23 protein-coding genes are annotated in these 20,895 nt (G+C 42.3%); 12 read left to right on the top strand and 11 right to left on the bottom strand.

Annotation, left to right across the window (positions count from 1 at the left end):
- Positions 1-508: 508 nt before the first annotated feature.
- Positions 509-1,744 (top strand): septal ring lytic transglycosylase RlpA family protein, encoded by a 1,236-nt coding sequence (locus BV375_RS13720; protein ID WP_086761325.1) that lies wholly within the window; start codon positions 509-511, stop codon positions 1,742-1,744.
- A 133-nt stretch (positions 1,745-1,877) separates the two neighbouring features.
- On the top strand, positions 1,878-2,978 hold the full coding sequence (gene nagZ / locus BV375_RS13715; protein WP_086761323.1) for a beta-N-acetylhexosaminidase: 1,101 nt from the start codon (positions 1,878-1,880) through the stop codon (positions 2,976-2,978).
- A gap of 140 nt (positions 2,979-3,118) precedes the next feature.
- Here the strand turns inward: nagZ and BV375_RS13710 are convergent, their stop codons facing one another.
- The 4 genes from BV375_RS13710 to mutL form a co-directional block, all read right to left on the bottom strand.
- Complete coding sequence (locus BV375_RS13710; protein WP_086761321.1) at positions 3,119-3,469, bottom strand: DUF5615 family PIN-like protein; 351 nt, start codon at positions 3,467-3,469, stop codon at positions 3,119-3,121.
- A 3-nt stretch (positions 3,470-3,472) separates the two neighbouring features.
- On the bottom strand, positions 3,473-3,703 hold the full coding sequence (locus BV375_RS13705; RefSeq protein WP_086761319.1) for a DUF433 domain-containing protein: 231 nt from the start codon (positions 3,701-3,703) through the stop codon (positions 3,473-3,475).
- Positions 3,704-3,968: 265 nt separating this feature from the next.
- Positions 3,969-4,391 carry a hypothetical protein gene (locus tag BV375_RS13700; protein WP_086761317.1) on the bottom strand — a complete coding sequence of 141 codons (423 nt, stop codon included), beginning with the start codon at positions 4,389-4,391 and terminating at the stop codon, positions 3,969-3,971.
- A gap of 88 nt (positions 4,392-4,479) precedes the next feature.
- On the bottom strand, positions 4,480-6,183 hold the full coding sequence (gene mutL, locus BV375_RS13695; protein WP_086761315.1) for a DNA mismatch repair endonuclease MutL: 1,704 nt from the start codon (positions 6,181-6,183) through the stop codon (positions 4,480-4,482).
- A gap of 149 nt (positions 6,184-6,332) precedes the next feature.
- Between mutL and BV375_RS13690 the strand changes: the two genes are divergently transcribed.
- Both BV375_RS13690 and BV375_RS13685 read left to right on the top strand, forming a co-directional pair.
- Positions 6,333-6,668 (top strand): rhodanese-like domain-containing protein, encoded by a 336-nt coding sequence (locus BV375_RS13690; RefSeq protein ID WP_086684817.1) that lies wholly within the window; start codon positions 6,333-6,335, stop codon positions 6,666-6,668.
- A gap of 257 nt (positions 6,669-6,925) precedes the next feature.
- Positions 6,926-7,645 (top strand): class I SAM-dependent methyltransferase, encoded by a 720-nt coding sequence (locus BV375_RS13685; protein ID WP_243713941.1) that lies wholly within the window; start codon positions 6,926-6,928, stop codon positions 7,643-7,645.
- 429 nt (positions 7,646-8,074) lie between these two features.
- Here BV375_RS13685 and BV375_RS13680 read toward each other — a convergent pair whose 3' ends face one another.
- A complete protein-coding gene (locus BV375_RS13680; protein WP_086761313.1) occupies positions 8,075-9,118 on the bottom strand; it encodes an adenosine deaminase in 1,044 nt (347 codons plus the stop codon).
- A 918-nt stretch (positions 9,119-10,036) separates the two neighbouring features.
- Here BV375_RS13680 and BV375_RS13675 point away from each other — a divergent pair.
- The 6 genes from BV375_RS13675 (at position 10,037) to BV375_RS13650 (ending at position 15,232) form a co-directional block, all read left to right on the top strand.
- On the top strand, positions 10,037-11,380 hold the full coding sequence (locus tag BV375_RS13675) for an adenylosuccinate synthase (protein WP_086761311.1): 1,344 nt from the start codon (positions 10,037-10,039) through the stop codon (positions 11,378-11,380).
- Between the two features lie 57 nt (positions 11,381-11,437).
- Positions 11,438-11,737 carry a 50S ribosomal protein L25 gene (gene rplY, locus BV375_RS13670; RefSeq protein ID WP_086761309.1) on the top strand — a complete coding sequence of 100 codons (300 nt, stop codon included), beginning with the start codon at positions 11,438-11,440 and terminating at the stop codon, positions 11,735-11,737.
- Positions 11,738-11,980: 243 nt separating this feature from the next.
- The gene (locus BV375_RS13665; protein WP_086761307.1) at positions 11,981-13,522 is read left to right on the top strand and encodes an AAA family ATPase; all 1,542 of its coding nucleotides are present in this window, start codon (positions 11,981-11,983) and stop codon (positions 13,520-13,522) included.
- Positions 13,523-13,538: 16 nt separating this feature from the next.
- Positions 13,539-14,039 carry a hypothetical protein gene (locus tag BV375_RS13660; RefSeq protein ID WP_086761305.1) on the top strand — a complete coding sequence of 167 codons (501 nt, stop codon included), beginning with the start codon at positions 13,539-13,541 and terminating at the stop codon, positions 14,037-14,039.
- A gap of 75 nt (positions 14,040-14,114) precedes the next feature.
- Positions 14,115-14,906 carry a YdcF family protein gene (locus tag BV375_RS13655; protein WP_086761303.1) on the top strand — a complete coding sequence of 264 codons (792 nt, stop codon included), beginning with the start codon at positions 14,115-14,117 and terminating at the stop codon, positions 14,904-14,906.
- 104 nt (positions 14,907-15,010) lie between these two features.
- Positions 15,011-15,232: a hypothetical protein gene (locus tag BV375_RS13650; protein ID WP_086761301.1), complete on the top strand. Its 222-nt coding sequence runs from the start codon at positions 15,011-15,013 to the stop codon at positions 15,230-15,232.
- Between the two features lie 5 nt (positions 15,233-15,237).
- On the opposite strand, the gene BV375_RS13645 is transcribed toward BV375_RS13650, so the two are convergent.
- Together BV375_RS13645 and BV375_RS13640 are read right to left on the bottom strand one after the other, a co-directional pair.
- Positions 15,238-15,510, bottom strand: a complete 273-nt coding sequence (locus BV375_RS13645; protein WP_086761299.1) for a ferredoxin-thioredoxin reductase variable chain — start codon at positions 15,508-15,510, stop codon at positions 15,238-15,240.
- A 542-nt stretch (positions 15,511-16,052) separates the two neighbouring features.
- Positions 16,053-17,972 carry a protein phosphatase 2C domain-containing protein gene (locus tag BV375_RS13640; RefSeq protein WP_086761297.1) on the bottom strand — a complete coding sequence of 640 codons (1,920 nt, stop codon included), beginning with the start codon at positions 17,970-17,972 and terminating at the stop codon, positions 16,053-16,055.
- A gap of 209 nt (positions 17,973-18,181) precedes the next feature.
- On the opposite strand from BV375_RS13640, the gene BV375_RS13635 reads away from it, so the two are divergent.
- Entirely contained in the window at positions 18,182-18,616 is a 435-nt protein-coding gene (locus BV375_RS13635) for an NfeD family protein (protein ID WP_086761295.1), read from the top strand.
- 169 nt (positions 18,617-18,785) lie between these two features.
- Positions 18,786-19,763 (top strand): SPFH domain-containing protein, encoded by a 978-nt coding sequence (locus BV375_RS13630; protein WP_086761293.1) that lies wholly within the window; start codon positions 18,786-18,788, stop codon positions 19,761-19,763.
- On the opposite strand, the gene BV375_RS35970 is transcribed toward BV375_RS13630, so the two are convergent.
- The 4 genes from BV375_RS35970 to BV375_RS36865 all read right to left on the bottom strand — a co-directional run.
- The gene (locus tag BV375_RS35970; protein WP_143842084.1) at positions 19,760-19,954 is read right to left on the bottom strand and encodes a hypothetical protein; all 195 of its coding nucleotides are present in this window, start codon (positions 19,952-19,954) and stop codon (positions 19,760-19,762) included. The two genes, BV375_RS13630 and BV375_RS35970, sit on opposite strands and share 4 nt — an antisense overlap.
- A complete protein-coding gene (locus BV375_RS35965) occupies positions 19,923-20,231 on the bottom strand; it encodes a hypothetical protein (RefSeq protein WP_143842082.1) in 309 nt (102 codons plus the stop codon). The genes BV375_RS35970 and BV375_RS35965 overlap by 32 nt, the downstream gene beginning before the upstream one ends.
- A 10-nt stretch (positions 20,232-20,241) precedes the next feature.
- Complete coding sequence (locus BV375_RS13625) at positions 20,242-20,646, bottom strand: Fur family transcriptional regulator (protein WP_086761291.1); 405 nt, start codon at positions 20,644-20,646, stop codon at positions 20,242-20,244.
- A gap of 64 nt (positions 20,647-20,710) precedes the next feature.
- Positions 20,711-20,895, bottom strand: a 185-nt coding sequence (locus tag BV375_RS36865) for a hypothetical protein (RefSeq protein WP_166507444.1), incomplete at its 5' end; no start/stop codon positions are given.

The following is a 20,895-nucleotide window of genomic DNA, read 5'->3' as shown; positions in this document are numbered from 1 at the left end:
ATATTTAAAAATTAAAAGCTTTTAATTTGAGTCTCTTACTTTGTTGTGTAGACACCCTGGATTGATTTTTTACCAATTTACTGAAATTTGTTTTCACGCTAAATTTCCCATTTGGTGAAGATTACTGGTCACTTATGGGTGTATTTTATTTTTATAAATAAAATATTTTACGTAAAAATTAATACTTTTTTATTTTATATTTAAGTATTTTTGCTGTTGTTAAATAAATAATTATGCGTTTTTTCTGTGGGATGAAAGTGAATTATAAAAAATTTAAATTTAAAACAGGCTAATAATTCAAAACAATATCTAAAACTTTTATTTGTCTATTTACTGACAACAAGATATGATGATCCCTGCTGGGGATCGCTCAGTGTTTTGCCAAAAAAATCTTCTGATTTTTTTCTGTTTCAAAGAATAAAATTTTAATTTCGTAGCCAAAAAATGTTGTTTAGCAAAACCAGGGGTGCACTGTTGAATTGTGCAGTTACTTGGACATTAAACCGACATGATATTGTTTGAATTTTTTTGCATGACATCTTGGATTAGTTCTTTTTTGTCATTTAGCAACAACTTACCACCAAGTATTACAGCAAATGTATTACCAACAAAAGTTTCAGCCAATCTGGGAAAATTTGTAAGTAGGCATCGCCCATTGTTTGTGCAACCTAAACAGTCGATAAATGTTTGGAGCACGACGTTACTACCTACAAGATTCTTAAGAATAGATTGGGGAAAGAGTGAAAACAAAACAAATCTAGAGCAACCGCCAAATGCTAAGGAAACAGCGGTTAAAAATAGCAAAAAACAGGTTTGTAGTTTTGATGAAGAGATAGGATCAAAACAACCTATTTTACAAACATCTAGCGGGTTGTCTTCTGGAAGAATAATTAACTCTGGCTCTTTAAATCGAGATTTTTTACCGAATAAAATCCTGCGATCGCTGCAAGATTTCTTTCGCTTTGCTAATCCTGTTGAGCAGAATTTTATGTCTGCTTCCTTGCCAGTATTGGTTGTTCATAGAGGTCGAGCGAACTATGAAGTCTGGGTAAATAACCGTCCAGTTGCGACTTTGCCCACAGAAATTGCTGCAAAGTCAATGCAACAACGCTTAATGCCCTTAGTTAAGTCACCCAACTTAGATGCTCATCAATTACGGCCTGCTTTAGTAGATGGTATACCTGCGTTAATGGCAGGTAATCGCTTTTTATGGGGAATTGAAAAACAGATTTCTCAACGATTCCATAGAAGTGGTGAATTATTAGCAATTGATTGGATTAATAATCTGCGTTCCGCATTCAAAGCACCAAAGCTGACACTCGTAGAAGGGCAGAGAGAAATGTATGGTGTCACCCCTTCTCCAAGCAAAATATCTGGGTTAGCTTCTTGGTATGGAGGCTATTTTCATGGACGTTTAACAGCAAACGGCGAGATATACAACCAAAATGAATTGACAGTAGCCCATAAATCCCTGCCCTTTAATACTTATTTGCAGGTGACAAATTTAAAAACAAGAAAAGCTGTAATTGTGCGAGTGAACGATCGCGGTCCTTATATTCCACCTCGAAGCTTAGATCTATCACAAGCAGCAGCGCGTTGTCTCGATAGCGAAATTGCTGGGGTAGTGCCCTATGAAGCCGTGATTTTGCAAAGTAGTAAACCCAAAATGACCTTGAAAGCTTCCAACCCCAAAACTGGAAAACCCAAACCTGCCAAACAACTGGCATTAGTCTCTGACTTTTAATCGAGTCTTGATTATTGCTAATTACTCATGGCTGATTGCTAATAGCTGATTGCATAAATAGCTACTAGCAATTACCATACCTCTGGTATCAGAAATTAAATGCTATTGAATAGATAGCCACAGGTAAAACGTTATGTCAGTAACGCAGCATCTCCAGGGCTTTGGGCATCATTTAATTCTCGGTGTTTCCGGCACGACATTAAGTGACGACGATAAACGGGCACTTAGTGAATTACAACCGATAGGGGTAATCTTTTTCGCGAAGAACTTTTTGGATGGCACTTCCTATGAAATTTGGTTGCAAACTTTTAGAGAGTTGATCGACCAGATACGACAATACGCCGAACGCGATTCCATGTTTTTTACCCTAGACCATGAAGGCGGTCGGGTCGTGCGTACACCTTTACCAATTACTCGTTTTCCTCATGCCTCACTGTTGCAATCGCGATCGCGTCAGGTAGCAAAAGCCACAGCAGTAGAACTCAAGTCTCTGGGAATAAATATATCCTGGGCACCTGTAGCAGATATTTATTCTAATCCCCAAAATCCTGTCATTGGCCCTCGCGCCTTTGGTACGACTCCCGAAACTGCTGCCAAAGCAGTGCGGGAATACTACCTCGGACTTCAAGAGTCAGGAATTCTTGGATGTGCCAAGCACTTCCCTGGACATGGTGACACCAGCCAGGACTCCCATCTAGAACTACCAGTACTGCATCTGTCTACAGAAGATCTGCGAAATCGAGAACTTATACCCTTCAAAGCTTTAATTGCAGAACAGGTGCCTTTGATTATGACGGCCCATATCCTGTTTCCTAAAATAGATCCTGATGTGCCAGCAACTCTTTCCCAAGGCATTCTCAACGCCATACTGCGGGAAGAACTGGGTTTTCAGGGAGTAGTGGTATCTGATGACCTAGATATGAAAGCAGTATCAGATATGTTTACCCACAAAGGTACAGTGGCGCGGGCAATTCATGCTGGCTGCGATTTGTTTATTGTCTCGCGTAACATTAATTCATCATCTCTGGAACGTACCTATCACATCGCTAAAGATTTTGCGGATTCTCTCAGTAATGGTAGCCTTGATGAATCAGTAGTAGCAGCAGCTAGGAACAGAATCGATAAACTACTTGCTGTCACTCCCCAGTATCTGGTTCATACTCTCGAGCGAGATACGCTAAAAGAACACGCTGAATTAGCGATCGCCTGTTCTTTTCAAGAAGTAGGATTTTAAATCAATAGTAGGTGTTTTCATAAAAGTCTCACACCGAAATCACCTGCTTAATAGTTTCGGGATGCGATCGCAGGATACATTGAGTTAGCGATCGCTTGTTCTTTTCAAGAAGTAGGATTCTAAATCAATAGCAGGTGTTTTCACAGGAGTCTCATGCGGATGCGATCGTCTTCAATCACGCTGAAATGACCTGCCCAATCATTTCGGGATGCGATCGCAGTAGCAACTTTTTGAGCCACAACTGCACCAGAGGGAGCTTTAATCCGAAACAGGATAATTCCACTGGTAGCAGGTAACTGTGAACGAAAGGCAAGTTCACCAAAGTCCTTGTCGAAGGTTAGCAGAATGCGATCGTCTGTTTGAGCGCGGTTCAACACCTCTGGATCTGCAATCCCAGGCGCATCAGTGCGAATCCAAACGACATCGTGCCCCTGCTGTCGTAGGGCTTCTACAGCATCTCTGGGAAAGTTCTCGTTGGCAAGAAAGCGCATGAGCTATGCAGGAAAGGCGTAAACTTTTTCTGCTTTAAGGGTGGCGCTGGCATAGCTGAGGCACGCTTGAATATCTTCAAGAGTGATACCAGGGTAATTGCGGAGAATTTCGTCGTTTGTCCAGCCTTGAGCAAGCAGGTCGATAATAAACTCCACAGCAAGGCGAGTGCCTTTGATAATGGGTTTGCCGACCAGGATATTAGCATCAATCGTGATTCGAGATTGCCAATCCATAGGGTGACGTTGAGTGCGTTGTCTTAAGTTTACGATCGCTCCTACGCACCCAATCAAAAACTAGTTGAGTTTAAATATTGTGTAATCGCTTGTTATTTTCAAGAAGTAGAATTTTAAATCAATACCAGGTTTTTTCAGAAAAGTCTCAAGCTGAAATCGCCTGCTCAATTGTTTTTCGATCGCTGGTTTAAGCGTAACTTAACACCTCTAGATCGGCAATCTCAGATAAATCCTTCCGTCGCCTCCATTCGATGTTTATGCGGCGCTAATCACAGGATATATATGTTGTCATTCCACTTTTTGGTACAGATCCAGGAGGAGTCATTTCTCTTAAGGTTTCCATATCTAGCACAATCATAGTGCTATCTGTAGATCCATCAACCTTTGTTATGAGGTCAAATTTTCCAACTCCGCACTCACCAGACCAAAGTGAAAGCGAAAGCCTTGTAATAATACGGGGGGAAGTTATTTTTGAATTAGTACGAAATATAAGGTACTGCTCTAGAAAATCTGCTTGTATATTGTCTTTAGCCGCACCTACTAAACTCTGTCCTCGTCTAAATAACCAATCTTGATAGCCAGCAAATGCCTTTTCCACCAATTGTTGATTTTGTGTCCATTGTTGTAGCCCTTCAATCAGCACATGAAAGCTTTCAATAACTTCGCTTGGATTATTTGAATCACACACTTTTCCACCTCAGCTGCCTGGCAATTTGCTCAGATTATCTTATTTTAAGAGCGCCCACTAATAGACTAAAAATTTCTGGTTATAAAAATCAAATCCCATGACTTTTTCCAATCACCCAATTACGCCGGAAAAATCGCGCTAAAGCAGATTCTTCTAATGATAAATAGATTGGTCTTCCATGAGGACAGGTGCGGGGGTTGCGAGTGCGTTGCCATTGATCTAAAAGTGTTTGCATTTCTGGCAAATCCATCGGTGTACCATTACGAATCGCACTGCGACAAGCAACAGCTACTTGTGCTGCTTGTAAATCACCACCTAAACTTAGTTCTAAAATTGCGTCGGCACAGTCTTCTCGTTGCTGCAACATTGCAGGTACATTCCGGACTGCCCAAAGTTGTTCACCAAAGGTTTCTATATCTAAACCGATGCGTTGTAATTGTGCTACTTGTTTTGGGGATAGTTGATAGAGAATTATTGCCGGTTCGACGGGGATAAGTTGCCAGTTATCGCATATTTGCTCGTATAAAACTCGCTCATGGGCAATGTGCTGTTCTACTAGCCACATTCCCTCAGGATGTTCCACAACAATATAAGTGTTGCTAACTTGAGCAACCGCTTTTAAAGAGTAAGGATTGCTAAGTCCTGAGTGCTGATTTTTATCGCCTTCATTGGGATGTTTCGGATTGAAATTGTAACCGCCTTTAGCTTCTGCGGCTTTAAGTAATTTACTCACTCGCGTTATATGAACTGCTTCTTTAATATTGGCTGAACTGAGACGGAGTGCTTGCTCAATTCCTTGGGTAACTTGTTCTTGCCAATAATTAACTTCGTTGAGGTAAATTTCTGTTTTTGCTGGGTTGCGATTCCAGTTTATTTGATCGGGAGAAATGACAAGATGTAATAAACAAACTGGATAGCGATCGCGTGGTAATGTCCGATGAAATGCTGTCAGAATTGTTTGCTCAAGTTCGGGTGTTTTGACCATCCGGCCGTTAATCGCTACACGTACCCAATCTGGACGATGACGATGGCAGCGGTCGGGTAATCCTACCACCAAAGTCATTGCTGAGTCGTGAGTTGTCAGTTCTGAGTTGGGAGGTTTGGGTAATTTTAGTTGAATTTGCTGTAAGTCAGCTTCTTTAACTTGAGGTAGAAACTGCGGTAGTAATTGTTTAATCGATGTAGCTGGATAAATGGTGAACCATTCGCGGTCATTTTGCCGAATTTGCCAAGTAACGTGAGGATGACACAGCGCAATTTGTTGAATTGTGGCTTGTACGGCTTTCATTTGCTGTGCTACTGGAGGTAAACCCTGACGACGTGCTGCACAATTGGCAAATAAATTCGAGACTGTCACCACTGTACCAGGAGCGATCGCAGTTATTTCTACCTGGTTAACTTTCCCGCAATCACTATAACTAACTCGCCATCCGAAATTCTCATTTGCAGGACGACTCAAAATCTCCAAATTTGCTAAATTTGTCAAACTGTGGAGTGCTTCTCCACGAAACCCTAAACTGCTAATTTTCCATAAATCTGCACAACTATAAATCTTACTGGTGCTGTGAGTTGCTGCGGCTTTTTGCAAGTCATCTAGGTTCATTCCGCAACCGTTGTCTGCTACGCTTACTCGCCACTGCTGGGGACACAAAGAAACTACAATTCTCGTTGCGCCTGCATCAAGGGAATTTTCTACCAATTCGCGCACGACAGAAGCTAAAGAGTCGATGACCTCTCCAGCTGTAATTAGATATACGACCTCTGTTGGTAAAGCGTGAATAGTAGATGTCATAAATTACAGTGTAGGCGAACAGCCAACCACTGAATAGAATAAGCAATTTTGTTTCCCGTTCAAAAGAAATTTTTATTAATTGTAAAGAAATATCGATCGAAATTAGATCTTTGATAGATTGCTTTTATGGATATAAGCGGAAAAAGCCGATGAGTACCAATTTAGTAACTGATGCCCACGATCTAAAGCTACGTTTAGAATGGGGGCACCCAGCTTTTACAATTATTGATGTGCGCGATCGCCAAACCTACAACCAAGGTCATATTAGTGGAGCAATTCCCTTCCCCTTGGATGAACTAGCAAAAAGAGCTAAATCCTCTTTGCACACAGAACGCCATATCTATGTTTATGGCACAAATGATGAACAATCAGCAAGTGCTGCCCAAACATTAAAGGCTGCTGGGTTTGCTGAAGTTTCACCAATCCAAGGTGGTCTTGCTGGCTGGAAAGCCATCGGTGGTGCTACAGAAGGTATTGGTGCTTAATTATTGTTTGTTAATATTGTTTGGTTTCTGTGTACTGCACGGTGTGCAGTACAGTTTTTTCTAAGCATTAAATGAAACTAGAAATTTAGATTTACGATTATTATAGATTTTCAATTTTTTACGTCCGGCAATTGTTATTCTTGCAATTTATAGGGCAATACGAAGCACGGTGTTGAGAATTAATAGCACTGCTATAGATGTTGAGTTAGTTTTAGAAACTCGCTCTTGAACATCACGCCTGTTAGTGGAGTAAAAAAATGACAACTTATTATGACTCCATAGCCCAGCAGTATAAAAAATCCAAACAATTGCCGTTTCGGCTGCATATTGAAGCATATACATACTTTCATCTGCTTGGGAATATTGTAGGCAAATCACTTCTAGATTTGGGCTGTGGAGAAGGATTTTATACCAGACAATTCAAACTCCTAGATGCAGATCAGGTGATAGGTGTCGAAATTTCCGAAAAAATGATTGAACTGGCAAGACTTGAAGAAGCCAGAGAACACCAAAATATTGAATATATTGTTGGTGATGTATTTGAACTGGGTAAAATTGGTAGCTTTGATCTGGTGGTGGCTTCCTATCTACTGAATTACGCCCAAAGCAGAGAACAATTACTCAAAATAAGTCAGAGCATATTTGCCAACCTGAAACCAGGCGGTCGTTTCGTCACCATTAATAACAATGACTCCCAACCCCTTGAGTCCTATCTCTCAACTGAAAAGTATGGATTTATCAAAAGCATAACCTCACCATTAATAGAAGGCACGCCGATAAAATACACATTCACAATCTCTGATAGCAAGCAGCAATTCAGTTTTGATAATTATTACCTCGGCACAGCTACTTATGAATGGGCTTTACGCAGCGTAGGTTTTAAAGAGGTTCGCTGGCAAAAACCAATAGTCTCCCCTGATGGGTGGCAGAATTTGGTCAAGAGTTTTGGCAGGATTTCCTTGACTGTATGCCCATAGTTGGTATTGAATGTGTTAAATAACAGTATTATTCAAGCCACCTAGATAAATCTAGAGCATCAATTCAGTAATCGAGAGCAATCATCAATTGAGAGGGAGACTTAAGTGTGGGAGGTGTGGGGAGAATGAAATATTAAGCCTCCCCCTCTTCTCACACTCCCCCATCCCACCTAACGTTTGGATTTTGATATTACTGCATCGGTGTTTTAGGTGGCTTGATAATTTTGAATTTTGCGTAAGGGTGTTGACCCTTAACTCAACCAGTTTCCCACAAGTAAGAGTACTCCAAGTAAAAAAATGCCCAATTGTCATTGCGAGCGAAACGGAGTGTAGCGAAGCAATCTCAAACTCTGCGATTGCTTTATTCCGCTTTGCTTCATTCGCAATGACAGGTTTTGGATCATTTATTGTTTGGAACACTCTAACTGATTAATCTTTCATTGCCAAAACTTTCGGCGGTTCAGGTTTCAACAATCCATTCAACAGAGATGCAGGACGTTCGCCGTAAGGCCAAGCAAAAGCATGACGGAAGGCTGCGTCCTGACAAGCTTGCAACTGTTTAAAGTTAATAATGTCGTATGTCAAAAGATTTTCATATTCAAATGGCAGACGCACATTGTGCAAACCAGCATTATCAGTACAGATAGCAATGTCTACCCCAGTTTCAAAACATCTGTCAAAAACTAATTTGAGTTGACGTATATCTTGTAAAGTACCTGTTTTTAGGTAAGTTGTAGGGCAAACCTCCAAACACTGTCCCCTTTTAGCTACATCTGGGAGTAACTCAGGATGCAACAGCGGAATTTGAATTCCGTGACCAATCCGCTTTAGATAAGGTAAAAGTTGGGTGTAACAACCTGCTGTGGTTTCGTAAACATGTCCTGTAGTGTTAATACCTAGGGAGCAAGCATAATCATATAGGTCAATCCATTCTTCCATACGCTCGGCGTAGTAGCTATCACCCCCAGCGATGTCTACCGCACAGACATACTGTTTGCTTTGCGCCGCTAAATCAATAATTGCCTTATTTACCTCATAAGGTAGGCGCGAGTGCATACAGAGAATTTGGCTAGTTACAATCGGATATTCTTCCAACTGACTAGCTCGTCCAACAACTTCTACAATTTCTGCCATCTTATCAATTCTTTCGGATTGACTCAGATGTTCAGGTGTACGGAGATAGGGAGTGTAGCGCAGTTCCAAATAAGCTAAATTCTCAAATATATAAGCACCCCGTAGCAAGCGATAGATAAAATAAGGCAAAGTCTCTACAGTCTGCACACTTTCTACTAGGGTATGCAATTCTAGATACTCATCTAGAGTGTTGCGCGGCCTTGTGTAAAAGTCTTCAAATTCTGGATAGTCTGCAAATCGGGAAATTAACTCCGATGCATGTCTCTCGAAATATCGCCATAACACACGAGGTACAACCGAACCGCCCAGATGCCGATGCAATTCAGCGTATAAAGCCATAGTGGTGTTTTCGGGAAAAATTTTAATAATCTTAACAATAAGATAGCGAAAAAAAATCTCTATCTGTAGGAATATTCGTAAAACTATTGTTAATTTATATCGTTGAGCAATTTCAGCACTGAGTCATTTGTTCCTTGTTCACGCATAACTGCTTGATTTTCAACTTGGTACTCATGACTCGCTACTCAAAACTTTTATTTGACTAATTGTTTACAATAACTCTTTGACAGTGCAGGGTTTGGATAAAAATACTCTTACACCCATGTTAGCCGCTTCTCTTTTATTTTGATTTGATCACAGTCCGCTAATGATAATAATTTTGACATCGGCATTAATAGCGATCGCACCATCCATCGCTGGCATCATCATATCCAGCAACACTACACTAATTTGCTGCTGGTACTGAGGATAGATTTTGGTTGATTTTTTTCATCCCGCATCAGAATTTAGATCATTTCATCATGCGATCGCCCTTTAGGATGCAGGTGTCCCCTATTCGCTAAAATTAAAGATTAAAAATCAAATGCAGTTATGTAATCAGTACGGTTGCATCGATGAATGTGCTTTTCGACAACACATTTAATTGAAAATACATCTGTACTAATAATCAAATTACATAACTTTTTACCGAGCAAATTCATGATTAAATTTCATCAGTAAATGCGTTTAGATCTTGCACTTTAATTTTGTTGAGGCAATTAATGCTTATAAGTCCAGATTTATTCTTGACTTTTTTCGATTGACTCTGGACTAACCTCATGCGTAAGTATGCACTCATCATAGCTAGCCCCTGACTTAGTTAGTTTTAGCTTGCTGAAGAATTTGTTTCAATAAATATGTTCTAATATTCTTGACATAAGTAACAGAATATGTTGATAATAATTGTTTGTGGAAACTTTACCTCTATAAAATAAAAGCTTGGCTAACGTCATTGTCATAGGTGCCCAGTGGGGCGATGAAGGAAAAGGTAAAATAACTGACTTACTCAGCCGCTCCGCAGATGTTGTTGTACGTTACCAAGGGGGTGTCAACGCTGGACACACAATTGTAGTTAAAGGCCAAACCTTTAAGCTACATTTGATTCCCTCTGGTATTTTGTATCCAGATACCGAATGCATTATCGGCTGTGGTACAGTTATAGATCCGAAAGTTTTGATAGCAGAACTCGATCAACTAGAAAAATTAAATATTTCTACTAATAATCTGCTAATTTCTGAGACGGCCCACGTCACCATGCCTTACCATCGATTGATCGACCAGGCATCGGAGGAGCGACGGGGAAGTCACAAAATTGGCACTACTGGTCGAGGTATAGGTCCCACGTACGCTGATAAATCAGAGCGTACAGGCATCAGAGTTTTAGACTTGATGGACCCACAGGGGTTACGTGACCAGTTAGAGTGGACGATTAATTATAAAAACGCAATTTTAGAAAAGCTTTACAACTTGCCACCTCTCGACCCAGAAGAGGTGATTGAAGAATATCTGGGGTATGCAGAACGTTTAAAACCTTACGTTGTCGATAGTTCGCTCAAAATCTACGATGCGATTCTACGGCGGCGAAATATTTTGTTTGAAGGCGCACAAGGGACGCTCCTCGACCTAGATCATGGCACTTATCCCTATGTTACCTCCTCGAATCCAGTAGCAGGGGGGGCTTGCGTTGGCACCGGATTAGGACCGACAATGATTGACCGGGTAATTGGGGTGTCGAAAGCTTACACAACGCGAGTTGGTGAAGGACCTTTTCCAACCGAACTACAAGGTGAATTGGGAGAATTGTTGTGCGATCGCGGTGCTGAATTTGGTACAACTACTGGCAGGAAGCGTCGCTGCGGCTGGTTTGATGCTGTAATCGGTCGCTATGCCGTCCGGATTAACGGCATGGACTGTATAGCAATCACCAAACTAGATGTCCTCGATGAACTTGAGGAAATCAAAGTTTGTATCGCCTACGAAATAGATGGCGAACGCTGCGAACACTTCCCCACCAGTGCGCGTCAATTTGCCCGGTGTCGTCCCATCTACAAAACCTTACCAGGTTGGCAAGTATCCACAAGTAACTGCCGCACACTGGAAGACTTGCCACAGCAAGCTCTGGACTATCTCAAATTCTTAGCAGAATTGATGGAAGTCCCGATCGCGATCGTCTCCTTAGGAGCTAGCCGCGATCAAACCATAATTGTAGAAGACCCAATTCACGGGCCCAAACGTGCTTTGTTGCAAGCTGACGGCACTCCCGTCTCCTTACTCAGCGCCTAGCGCTAGTCATTAGTGCTGAAGCAACTAACAACTGACAACTAACAACTAACAACTTGTATGACCCTGACAGTCGAATCTAAAAAGCGACCAGAAGGTAGCAAGGCAAACGCTTTGCGCCGTTCTGGATTAATCCCTGCCAATTTGTACGGCCACAAAGGTGCCGAATCAATTTCTCTCGTAGTTGATGCGAAAACCGTTGAGCGCCTGCTCAAACACGCTATTGTCAACAAGACAGAAGTTGAACTTAACATTCCTGAAATCGAGTGGAGTGGTAAAACTGTAGTTCGGGAAGTTCAGTCCCATCCTGCAAAGGGTACGACTTACCACGTCAGCTTTTTTGCTGCTACCAAAGACTAGTTGCGTAAGATAGTTGATTTTTTTTCTACTTAAACTTTGTGATAACTACTGATGATGCCAGGGGTAATACCCTGGTTTTTTGTTAAGCTATCAGCGTAAATATCAAAAGCCAAAATTACAAATACCGATAAACGCCGCTGATTTGAGATAATTATCTGCGTTTATCTGCTCCGAAGTTCTGCGCGGAGACTTCCTGCGCTCAGACTTCTCTCCACCTGTGGTTAAAAATTCTAAATCATAAATATGACAGAAGCTACTATTCCAGCGTTAATTCAGCAAATGTTACAGCCTGGATTTTATCCTCATACAGTCCTAGAACCCATTCAACTGATTCAAACTCACGTTTCCTATGTACTACTCACGGGTGATTATGTTTATAAACTGAAAAAGCCTGTCAATTTTGGCTTTTTAGACTACTCAACCTTAGAAAAGCGGCAGCATTTTTGTCATGAAGAATTGCGATTGAATCAGCGAGGTGCTGGGGAACTGTATTTGGAAGTGTTACCTATAACTCTAGTAGGGAAACAATATCATCTAGGGGGAACGGGAGAACCTGTAGAATATGTGCTGAAGATGCGCCAGTTTCCCCAAGAAGCTTTGTTGAGTGCTCTATTTGAACAAGGTAAGTTAAATGAGGCACGTCTGGAAGAATTGGGACAGGTTGTAGCTCAATACCATGCCAAAACTGAGACAAATGATTATATTCGGAGTTTTGGTGAAGTCCCGCAAGTTAGAGCTGCCTTTGACGAAAATTATGAGCAAACCCAGAAATATATTGGTGGTCCTCAGACGCAGGTACAGTTTGACGAAACTAAAGCCTACACTGAGCAGTTTTTTGTAGAACGCCCAGATTTATTTGCCAGCAGAATTCAAAATAGCTACATCCGCGAATGTCATGGAGATTTACATTTAAGAAATATTGCTCTGTGGCATGACAAAATCATGCTGTTCGATTGCATTGAATTTAATGAACCGTTTCGCTTTGTCGATGTCATGTTCGATATCGCTTATGCAGTAATGGATCTAGAAGCACAGCAGCGAAAAGACCTCAGTAATGCCTATTTGAATACCTACGTAGAGCAGACTGGTGATTGGGAAGGGTTACAGGTATTACCCATATATTTAATCCGTCAATCATATGTACGCGCAAAGGTGACCTCGTTTTTGTTAGACGATCCTGGCGTACCAGTGGCGGTAAAGGAAGATGCCGCAAAAACGGCAGCAAAGTATTACAAACTAGCTTGGGAGTACACTAAACCCAAACAAGGGCAATTGATTTTAATGTCGGGTTTATCTGGCTCTGGCAAAAGTACAACAGCACGATATTTAGCCCGTCAACTAGGAGCAATCCACATTCGCTCAGATGCAGTGAGAAAACATTTGGCGGGAATTCCCTTATTAGAACGGGGTGGTGATGAAATATATACACCAGAGATGACGCAGAAAACTTATACACGACTGCTGGAATTAGGAATTATACTTGCTAAGCAAGGTTTTTCCGTAATTTTGGATGCTAAATATGACCGACAAAATTTACGCCAAGAAGCAATTACCCAAGCTGAAAAGCATCAAATACCCCTGCAAATTGTTCAATGCACAGCACCTCTAGAAGTTGTACAAGAGCGTCTTCATAAACGTACTGGGGATATCGCTGATGCAACTGCCGATCTATTGGCATCCCAACTTAAACAATTTGAACAATTTAGCGATACGGAAAAACCCTACGTTAAGATTTTGGATACAACTCAGCCACAACAGGCACAATTAAAAGCAATAATTCCCTAATAGCCTTGTTTACCTCATGGCACAAAAAAAAGACTTTTTAAATTTTTCGCCAAACTTCCTATCGCAACTGATATTTGGGTTAATTTTAACCCTTGTATTGTCCATGACAGGGTCCTCACTAGCCCTGAGCATCTTCCTTGGTATCATGGGCGGCTTCACCTTAGGTTGGATCACCGCAGCCAGCAAGAGTAATGCCCAGCCCCAGTCTGTAGCCTCTTCTGATGGCATCGATGCAGCATTGAAATATTGGTTATTGTTCTTGATCGGCTTTAGTTGGTTAGGCTATCCAGCACCCATGAGTATTTTATTAGGGGCACTAGGTGCTTTAGGTGGAGGCTGGATGATCGCTTGGTGGGGAAGTAAGGAAGAAGCTAGAACTCAGTTGCCACTTGAACCCACAGAAGAGACTGAAGGAGAAAAATCTAGTGACAGAAACACCATCAAGCGAAGAAGAAAAACAACTCGGCGTTTCCGCCGTACAACTGGAGGTATCAATTTTAGATTTTGGCAACGGTAAAATTAGGCAATAGGTCAAGAGTCAAGGGTCAAGGGTCATTTGTCTACCTTGTCCTGTTTGTCCCTAATCCTCAGTATGTTTTTATATCTTTCTAAGTTACTCCCGCTGTTTTTTTACCCGTTGGGATTAGCCTCTATCTGTTTGGTAGTGGCATTGATAACTTTATGGAAACGACCGCGCACGGCAGCAGTTGCAATAGCTGTAGCGCTAATTTTATTGCTATTTTGCAGTAATGCTTGGGTTTCTCACTGGCTGGTGCGATCGCTAGAATGGCAAAATACTGCAACTAGCCAAATACCTAATGCAGAAGCCATTGTAGTTTTGGGTGGTGCTACTAAATCAGCTTTTTGGCCTCGACCGAGTGCCGATTTAAGCGAACAAGGCGATCGCGTAATTTATGGCGCTCAACTCTATCGCCAACAAAAAGCACCTCTAATTATCCTGAGTGGCGGTAGAATCGATTGGCGTGGACGTGGTGCCCCAGAGTCGGCAGATATGGCAGATATTCTCACCTCTATTGGTATACCCTCTGAGGCGATTGTCCAAGAACCTGATTCTTTCAACACCTATCAAAATGCCGTAAATGTCAATAAAATTTTACAGTCTCGTAACATTCGCCGCGTATTGTTGGTGACTTCGGCAATGCATATGCCGCGATCGCTCAAAATTTTTCAGCGTCAAGGAATTGAAGCTATTCCCGCCCCTACTGATTTTCTTGTCAGCCAAGGCGAAATGCAAGAGCTTGGCAGCAGTCCGAAAGCCGCCATATTGAATTTATTACCTGATAGCGACAAATTAGACCAGTTTACTAGCGCTTTAAAAGAGTACCTTGGTCTTTTTATTTATAGCTTGCGTGGTTGGCTATAACAAAGTGCTCTTAGTTTTAGAACTTTAATTTTCAATCGCTATAATTTCAGTAGTCACAGAGTTTTGATTTTTAAATTTCTCAGGACTCAGCACTCCCTGACATTATGTCTAAAAATTTACCTTATATTATCCCTGCAACTCCCAGCGAAGTTGAAGAAGGCTTTGCCAGTTACCAAACAACCCACCAGTTTTATCATGAAGTTAGGGTGCGCTCAGAATTTCGGCAACATTGTGAGTGGTACTACACAACAGCAATACGCCACCGTCAAGAGCTAGAAAAAATGCGCGGCGAACTGAATATTCTGCGCTGGTTTCGCCGCTCTTAAAATATTTAGATGATTTCTAACTCATTGTCACGGAGATGGGCTTTAAATTTTTTACTAAACTGGACTAAGAATGGCAGATTAGCACTCACAGGTCTACCTTGCCATTGAGTGGCAATAGCCACGACTTCGCCTTCTGAGCCTTTGAGATCAAAAGCCTGACCGCGATGTTCAGGATGATGGTAAACTACTACCGAATCTTTAACACGAACGCGATCGCCAACTTTCATAACAACATTTACACCTAGCTTTTCCTTTTCCACAACAATCTCCACAGCCATCCCTCATTGAACTTGCTTTTTTGAAAAATAGACTGCTTGCAACAGTCACGCTTCGCATCTCATATGTACAGACTGGCTGTTGAATGCATCCGTAACTGCTATACGAACAAAGCCTGCCCATGCAGGCTTTGTTGTTGGTCAATGAGCGACATTAAATAATAGTCGCCTAGTGCTTTAGCAAGAGGTCTAATCGTTTTATTTTTAGTTAACTTTTCATCCTCCCACAGTTATACAAACTCTCACAATGAGCTTGCTAAAAACAGGGATTACTTAGGTGGCATCTGGTGGGTGAGAAATTCACACCTTCATTGCCTCCTTAGTGCACTTGTCCACTCTCATGGGTGTCTCAGAGGCGCTTTTGTTGAGGATGAGCGGCCTCACGGGCAAGGAAAACCCGCTTTAGCTCTGAATGGGCGCTTTAACGCCAAGTTTAATTCTACAACAAGATAGATATTCTATTTCCAGATACTATGGCGACTAGAATTGCTGATTAAGCCGCAAAAATGAGTCGTTAGAGTTGCGACTGAGCAAAATCGAACTAGTTACTTTTGCTGCGAACACAGCTGCTGCAATCCTGGTGGAAATTGGCGACACAGTTGCTGGAATGTTTGCGGCTGAAGTTGCCACCAAACCAATAATCCCAAAGTTGTACCACCCAAAAGCAATAATAATCCTCCAAGCAGCACTAGAGATCTACCTCGGCTTGGTTGTTTGACCTCAGTTGGGGTAGGTTCTTCTGTAATGTCTAAATCTAGTAATAATGGCACACTACTTTCTGCTAAGGAGAAATCTTCTGTTTTTTCCGCTGCGATAATTTCTACTTGCGGCTGTGCATAAGTTAAGGAGACAAAGTATTCTCGCGAAACGTTGCACAGGGTCATAACCAGCGATGTATTATCATGACCATTTTTCTGATTCGCAAATTTAATCCAACGTTGCACCGCATCTTCTATATCCAGTTGTCTATTTAACGCGGCAAGTGCGTAATTCTGCCATGATTGCTCCACCCAGTTATTGTCGCTTAAGCCATCGGAACACAGCAACAATATGCCATCTTCTTCTAAAATGAACCGCCTGATGCCAATCCGCAAAGACTCTGCATCTCTTGTTCCCAATGCTTGAGTTAGTGCAGTTGCATCTGGTCGCATCAGGGCTTGACGATAGAAATTGCGGGCATAGCGAACTTCCCGCGCCGCTACATCATCATCTACTGTCAGTAGCTGACAATAATTACGAGTAATCCAATAAGCACGGCTATCACCGACACTAGCCAGGTAAAGTTCATGGGTAGTTGCCGATCCTTTAGCAGAGTTTGCCTGCACTCGTTGTGGCACTTGTAATGCCATCACCAGAGTTGTAGCCATACGTTCTCTACCTTGGCGATTTTGTGCGTCATTACTGGCACAAATCACGTTATTTACTACCCGCAAGCTAGCTTCTAGTTGTTCTTGCCACAAATCTGGCGTTATCAGTTCCGTTTGTTCTGCTAACTCTGCAAATAAGGCACGGATCTGCAATTTTATCGACTGTACTGCTAATTGACTAGCTACTTCACCGCCTTGATGTCCACCAATACCATCGCAAACAATCGATAAGTTTCGTACTAGTGAGTCTTTTAGGTCATCAGAGTTAGCAGGGAAGCAAGCGTCTTCATTTCGCGTCATTACCGTCCCAGTATCGGTTACGCCTGCTACTTCCAGATTTAATGGCAATTCTGCCGCAGATGAAAGTAACAAGTCATTGAGTTGATCTGAAATTGCCTCAAACTCAACTTTAGTTGTGCACATCTGTTTGACTATATTCTGTAACCTTTGGGCTATCGGTGCTTTGGCAGATGCTACCAAAGGCTGCCAAGATTCCCCTAAATCTTGCAAACTAGGTAAGCTTTCTGTTGTCTGGTGAAGTTCCAACAGACGCACACACCAACCTTGCACCCGCAGGTTGTTCAACATGAGTAAACTGCTAGCAACTCCCTGTTCTAATAAAGGTTGCCAAAGTTGGAGAATCTGCCATAGCCAGTAAACCTGTCTAACCGCTGTTGCTTGTTCCCAGGCATTAGCGATCGCTGGGTAGATATTTCCAGTTTCTGCGATCGGTACGTTTTCCAGCAAGAGAATATCATCGCTACTTCCCTCAAAAGAGCGAACATACCCATAAGCTTGAGGCAAGTGCAATCGCTCATAATACAAGCGTAAATAAGGAATCACTTCCTTTGGTAATTCTTCAGGTATGTCAGGTAGTAACCCAGGTTGTGTATCCAACCAAATTTGATGCCTAATTACCTCATATCTATTTGCCACCGTTGTTCCTGGTGCAATTTTCGCTGCTGATGAGCCAGTTGCCCACAGATAGCGATGAACTAAAGAAGTTTGACAATTGGCACAAACACGACTCCCTAAGGAATTAATTGGGTTTGTACAGTCTGGATTGATGCAATAAATTCTCTGTTGAGTAGAAATCATAAACTCGTGAATTTCAATTAAATATAGCTGTCAAATACTTGAAGGCTAGAATAGACTGGATTCGTGTACCTCTAGCTACAAGTTGTTACTGAAGTTAATCAAAATTGATGGTTAAACTACCATAATTGGCTTTCCGTAAACAGCCAGCCTATAGGTGGATCTAGTTAGGAGAAAGAGATTTACATAAATGTAGTGTCTAGGATGGCGCTATGCCAAGTTATACCGTAATCTGGCTCTTGGCAGGAGCAGTTTTATGTTTCATGGAACTGTTCTTGCCGTCTGCTTTTGTCGCTTTCATGATGGGAATTAGCGCTTTTATAGTGGCGCTACTGTCTCAATTCGTTCTGCGGAGTGTATGGCTGCAAGTTTTAGTGTGGCTGTTGCTTTCCTCATTACTAGTTGTGGGTTCCCGCAGATTTTCACAACCGCGACGACGCAACTCGAAAATCCAAAATGCAATTACAGCTGAAACTTTAACAGAAATTCCTGTTGGGAAAACAGGGCGGGTGCTATACGAAGGAAATTCTTGGCAAGCAAGATGTGATGATGACAAACTCAGCGTCGCACCCCATCAAAGAGTTTATATCGTTCGCAGAGAAGGCACCACCTTGATTGTGATGCCAGAAAACCTTTTGCATTCTTAGGTATAAGTCAAGGCTCAAGGGTGAAAAAGCAATAGGCAAGACTCACGAATCATAATTCTGAAATTTGGATTTTGAATTATTGATCTACCTTGTCTTTCTTATCCCTTTCCCTTCTATATCTTTATCATTTACCACTGACTCTCGATATTAAAAACTTAGGAGATTCACAATGGAACAGTTCTTTTTGCTAGTGTTTTTAGCACTTGGAGGTTCTGCTTTAGCAGGTTCAGTGAAAGTCATTAATCAAGGTGATGAGGCCTTGGTGGAAAAATTGGGTAGCTACAACAAAAAACTAGGACCAGGGCTAAACTTTGTTACTCCTTTCCTCGATAAGATTGTTTATAAACAAACTATCCGAGAAAAAGTCTTAGATATTCCGCCACAACAGTGCATTACCCGTGACAACGTCTCAATCACAGTTGATGCAGTAGTTTACTGGCGGATCATGGATATGGAAAGAGCTTATTACAAAGTAGAAAATCTCCAGTCGGCAATGGTGAATTTGGTATTGACTCAAATCCGCTCGGAAATGGGACAACTAGAATTAGATGAAACCTTTACCGCCCGTTCTCAAATTAATGAACTTCTATTGCGGGATTTGGACATTGCTACTGACCCTTGGGGTGTGAAAGTAACGCGGGTAGAACTGCGAGATATTATTCCCTCTAAGGCGGTGCAGGAATCAATGGAATTACAGATGTCAGCAGAACGGCGCAAACGAGCATCAATTTTAACGTCGGAAGGCGATCGCGAATCAGCTGTTAATAGTGCTAGAGGTAAAGCTGATGCCCAAATTCTAGACGCAGAAGCCCGCCAAAAATCCGTAATTATGCAGGCCGAAGCTGAACAAAAAGCGATTGTTCTTAAGGCACAAGCTGAACGTCAGCAACAAGTTCTTAAAGCACAGGCTATTGCTGAGTCAGCAGAAATTATTGCTCAAAAACTCAAAACCAACCCCGACGCCCACCAAGCAATAGAAGTTCTAGTTGCCTTAGGTTATATCGATATGGGCGCGACAATTGGTAAAAGCGATAGCAGCAAGGTCATGTTTATGGACCCCCGCACTATTCCTGCAACCTTAGAGGGCATACGCTCTATTGTCTCACAGGGTCAGGAAATTCCTGGCTTCAATAATAAGCATGTCTAGTTTAGAAGAGAGGACAATATGAGATAGCGCTGCGGTAGGGGAGCCACTGCGTTGGTGTTAGCGTAGCGGTGAGCCAGTCCGGTGGACGGGTTTCCCGGCATAAAGGAGCCAGCGCGTTGGGCGGCTTTGCCGACTTGAAGCGACTGGCGTGAACTGGCGTTAGCGTAGCGGTAGCGAGGTACGAGCGTCACCCGTAGGGTAGTGACGTAGGAGCGTCGGCAGTCCGATCTTAGAGAGCCAGTCTGTTGCGGTGAGCAGTGTGTTGGGCGGCTTTGCCGAATTGAAGCAACTACGAACCCGTTCGCTAAAAGCGTTCCCGAAGGGTAGCGGGGTTTCCCCCGTTGTAGGAACTGGCGTGGTTTCTCCAGGAGGAACTGCCGAAAGGGTTTCCCGGCTTGTAAATACCCGGAAGGTGGCTTCCCGCAGGGTAGGTGGATCAGGAAGAAATAAATAAAGCCTCTTAACCAATGACAAATGACTATTGACTAATTTCAGCAGCCTGATCGATCTGGCATTGGTTGCATAAACCAAAAAACTCTAGAGTGTGGTAGAAAATTTTAAATTTATGGTTGGCTTGCAACTGGTCTTCCAGGTTATGTACTGGGCATTGATTAATCGGAATTGAAATACCACATTGCAAGCAAGTGAGGTGGTGCCTGTCTTGCTGCGCTAGGCTATAAAGGGCTTCACCATTGGCCAGAGTTCTGATTTGTACCATACCTTCCAATTTTAAGGCTTCCAAGGAGCGATAAACTGTTGCTAACCCCATATTTTGATTGCGATTACGTAATTCTACGTAAATTTCCTGTGCGGAAATTCCTTGCTTGATGGTTTTCAACAGATTCAAAATCTTCTCCTGACTGCGGGTGCGTATGGCTCTCATAGACAATTGTTTAAATTTGCCACTGTGGTTAAAGCCGTCATACTAGCTAATACAATTTTGGATTTTAGATTTTGCGGAAAGTTGCGCCAGTGCGTTGGAGAGCCAGTGCGTTGCGGTGAATCCAGCCCTGAAGGCGGGTTTCCCGCGGTGAACCCGGAGGGAGGTTCCCTCCGTTGTAGCAACTGGCGTTGCGAGGTGAGGCAATGCGGTCTTGGGGGTTTCCCCCATGAGCAATTGCCGAAAGGGTTC

Source organism: Nostoc sp. 106C (assembly GCF_002154725.1).
Taxonomy (GTDB): Bacteria; Cyanobacteriota; Cyanobacteriia; order Cyanobacteriales; family Nostocaceae; genus Aulosira.
Note: the sequence above shows the minus strand (reverse complement) of the source record. Positions and strands in the feature narration are given on the sequence as shown.

Bases quoted from the DNA above. Each gene is read 5' to 3' on its own strand.
- BV375_RS13655 (WP_086761303.1), top strand. From the start codon at position 14,115: ATGTTTTTATATCTTTCTAAGTTACTCCCGCTGTTTTTTTACCCGTTG.
- BV375_RS13625 (WP_086761291.1), bottom strand. From the start codon at position 20,646: ATGAGAGCCATACGCACCCGCAGTCAGGAGAAGATTTTGAATCTGTTG.
- BV375_RS13650 (WP_086761301.1), top strand. From the start codon at position 15,011: ATGTCTAAAAATTTACCTTATATTATCCCTGCAACTCCCAGCGAAGTT.
- BV375_RS13645 (WP_086761299.1), bottom strand. From the start codon at position 15,510: ATGGCTGTGGAGATTGTTGTGGAAAAGGAAAAGCTAGGTGTAAATGTT.
- mutL (WP_086761315.1), bottom strand. From the start codon at position 6,183: ATGACATCTACTATTCACGCTTTACCAACAGAGGTCGTATATCTAATT.
- BV375_RS13630 (WP_086761293.1), top strand. From the start codon at position 18,786: ATGGAACAGTTCTTTTTGCTAGTGTTTTTAGCACTTGGAGGTTCTGCT.
- BV375_RS13665 (WP_086761307.1), top strand. From the start codon at position 11,981: ATGACAGAAGCTACTATTCCAGCGTTAATTCAGCAAATGTTACAGCCT.
- BV375_RS13680 (WP_086761313.1), bottom strand. From the start codon at position 9,118: ATGGCTTTATACGCTGAATTGCATCGGCATCTGGGCGGTTCGGTTGTA.
- BV375_RS13690 (WP_086684817.1), top strand. From the start codon at position 6,333: ATGAGTACCAATTTAGTAACTGATGCCCACGATCTAAAGCTACGTTTA.
- BV375_RS13635 (WP_086761295.1), top strand. From the start codon at position 18,182: ATGCCAAGTTATACCGTAATCTGGCTCTTGGCAGGAGCAGTTTTATGT.
- BV375_RS13660 (WP_086761305.1), top strand. From the start codon at position 13,539: ATGGCACAAAAAAAAGACTTTTTAAATTTTTCGCCAAACTTCCTATCG.
- rplY (WP_086761309.1), top strand. From the start codon at position 11,438: ATGACCCTGACAGTCGAATCTAAAAAGCGACCAGAAGGTAGCAAGGCA.
- BV375_RS13710 (WP_086761321.1), bottom strand. From the start codon at position 3,469: ATGCGCTTTCTTGCCAACGAGAACTTTCCCAGAGATGCTGTAGAAGCC.
- nagZ (WP_086761323.1), top strand. From the start codon at position 1,878: ATGTCAGTAACGCAGCATCTCCAGGGCTTTGGGCATCATTTAATTCTC.
- BV375_RS13720 (WP_086761325.1), top strand. From the start codon at position 509: ATGATATTGTTTGAATTTTTTTGCATGACATCTTGGATTAGTTCTTTT.
- BV375_RS13685 (WP_243713941.1), top strand. From the start codon at position 6,926: ATGACAACTTATTATGACTCCATAGCCCAGCAGTATAAAAAATCCAAA.
- BV375_RS13640 (WP_086761297.1), bottom strand. From the start codon at position 17,972: ATGATTTCTACTCAACAGAGAATTTATTGCATCAATCCAGACTGTACA.
- BV375_RS13705 (WP_086761319.1), bottom strand. From the start codon at position 3,703: ATGGATTGGCAATCTCGAATCACGATTGATGCTAATATCCTGGTCGGC.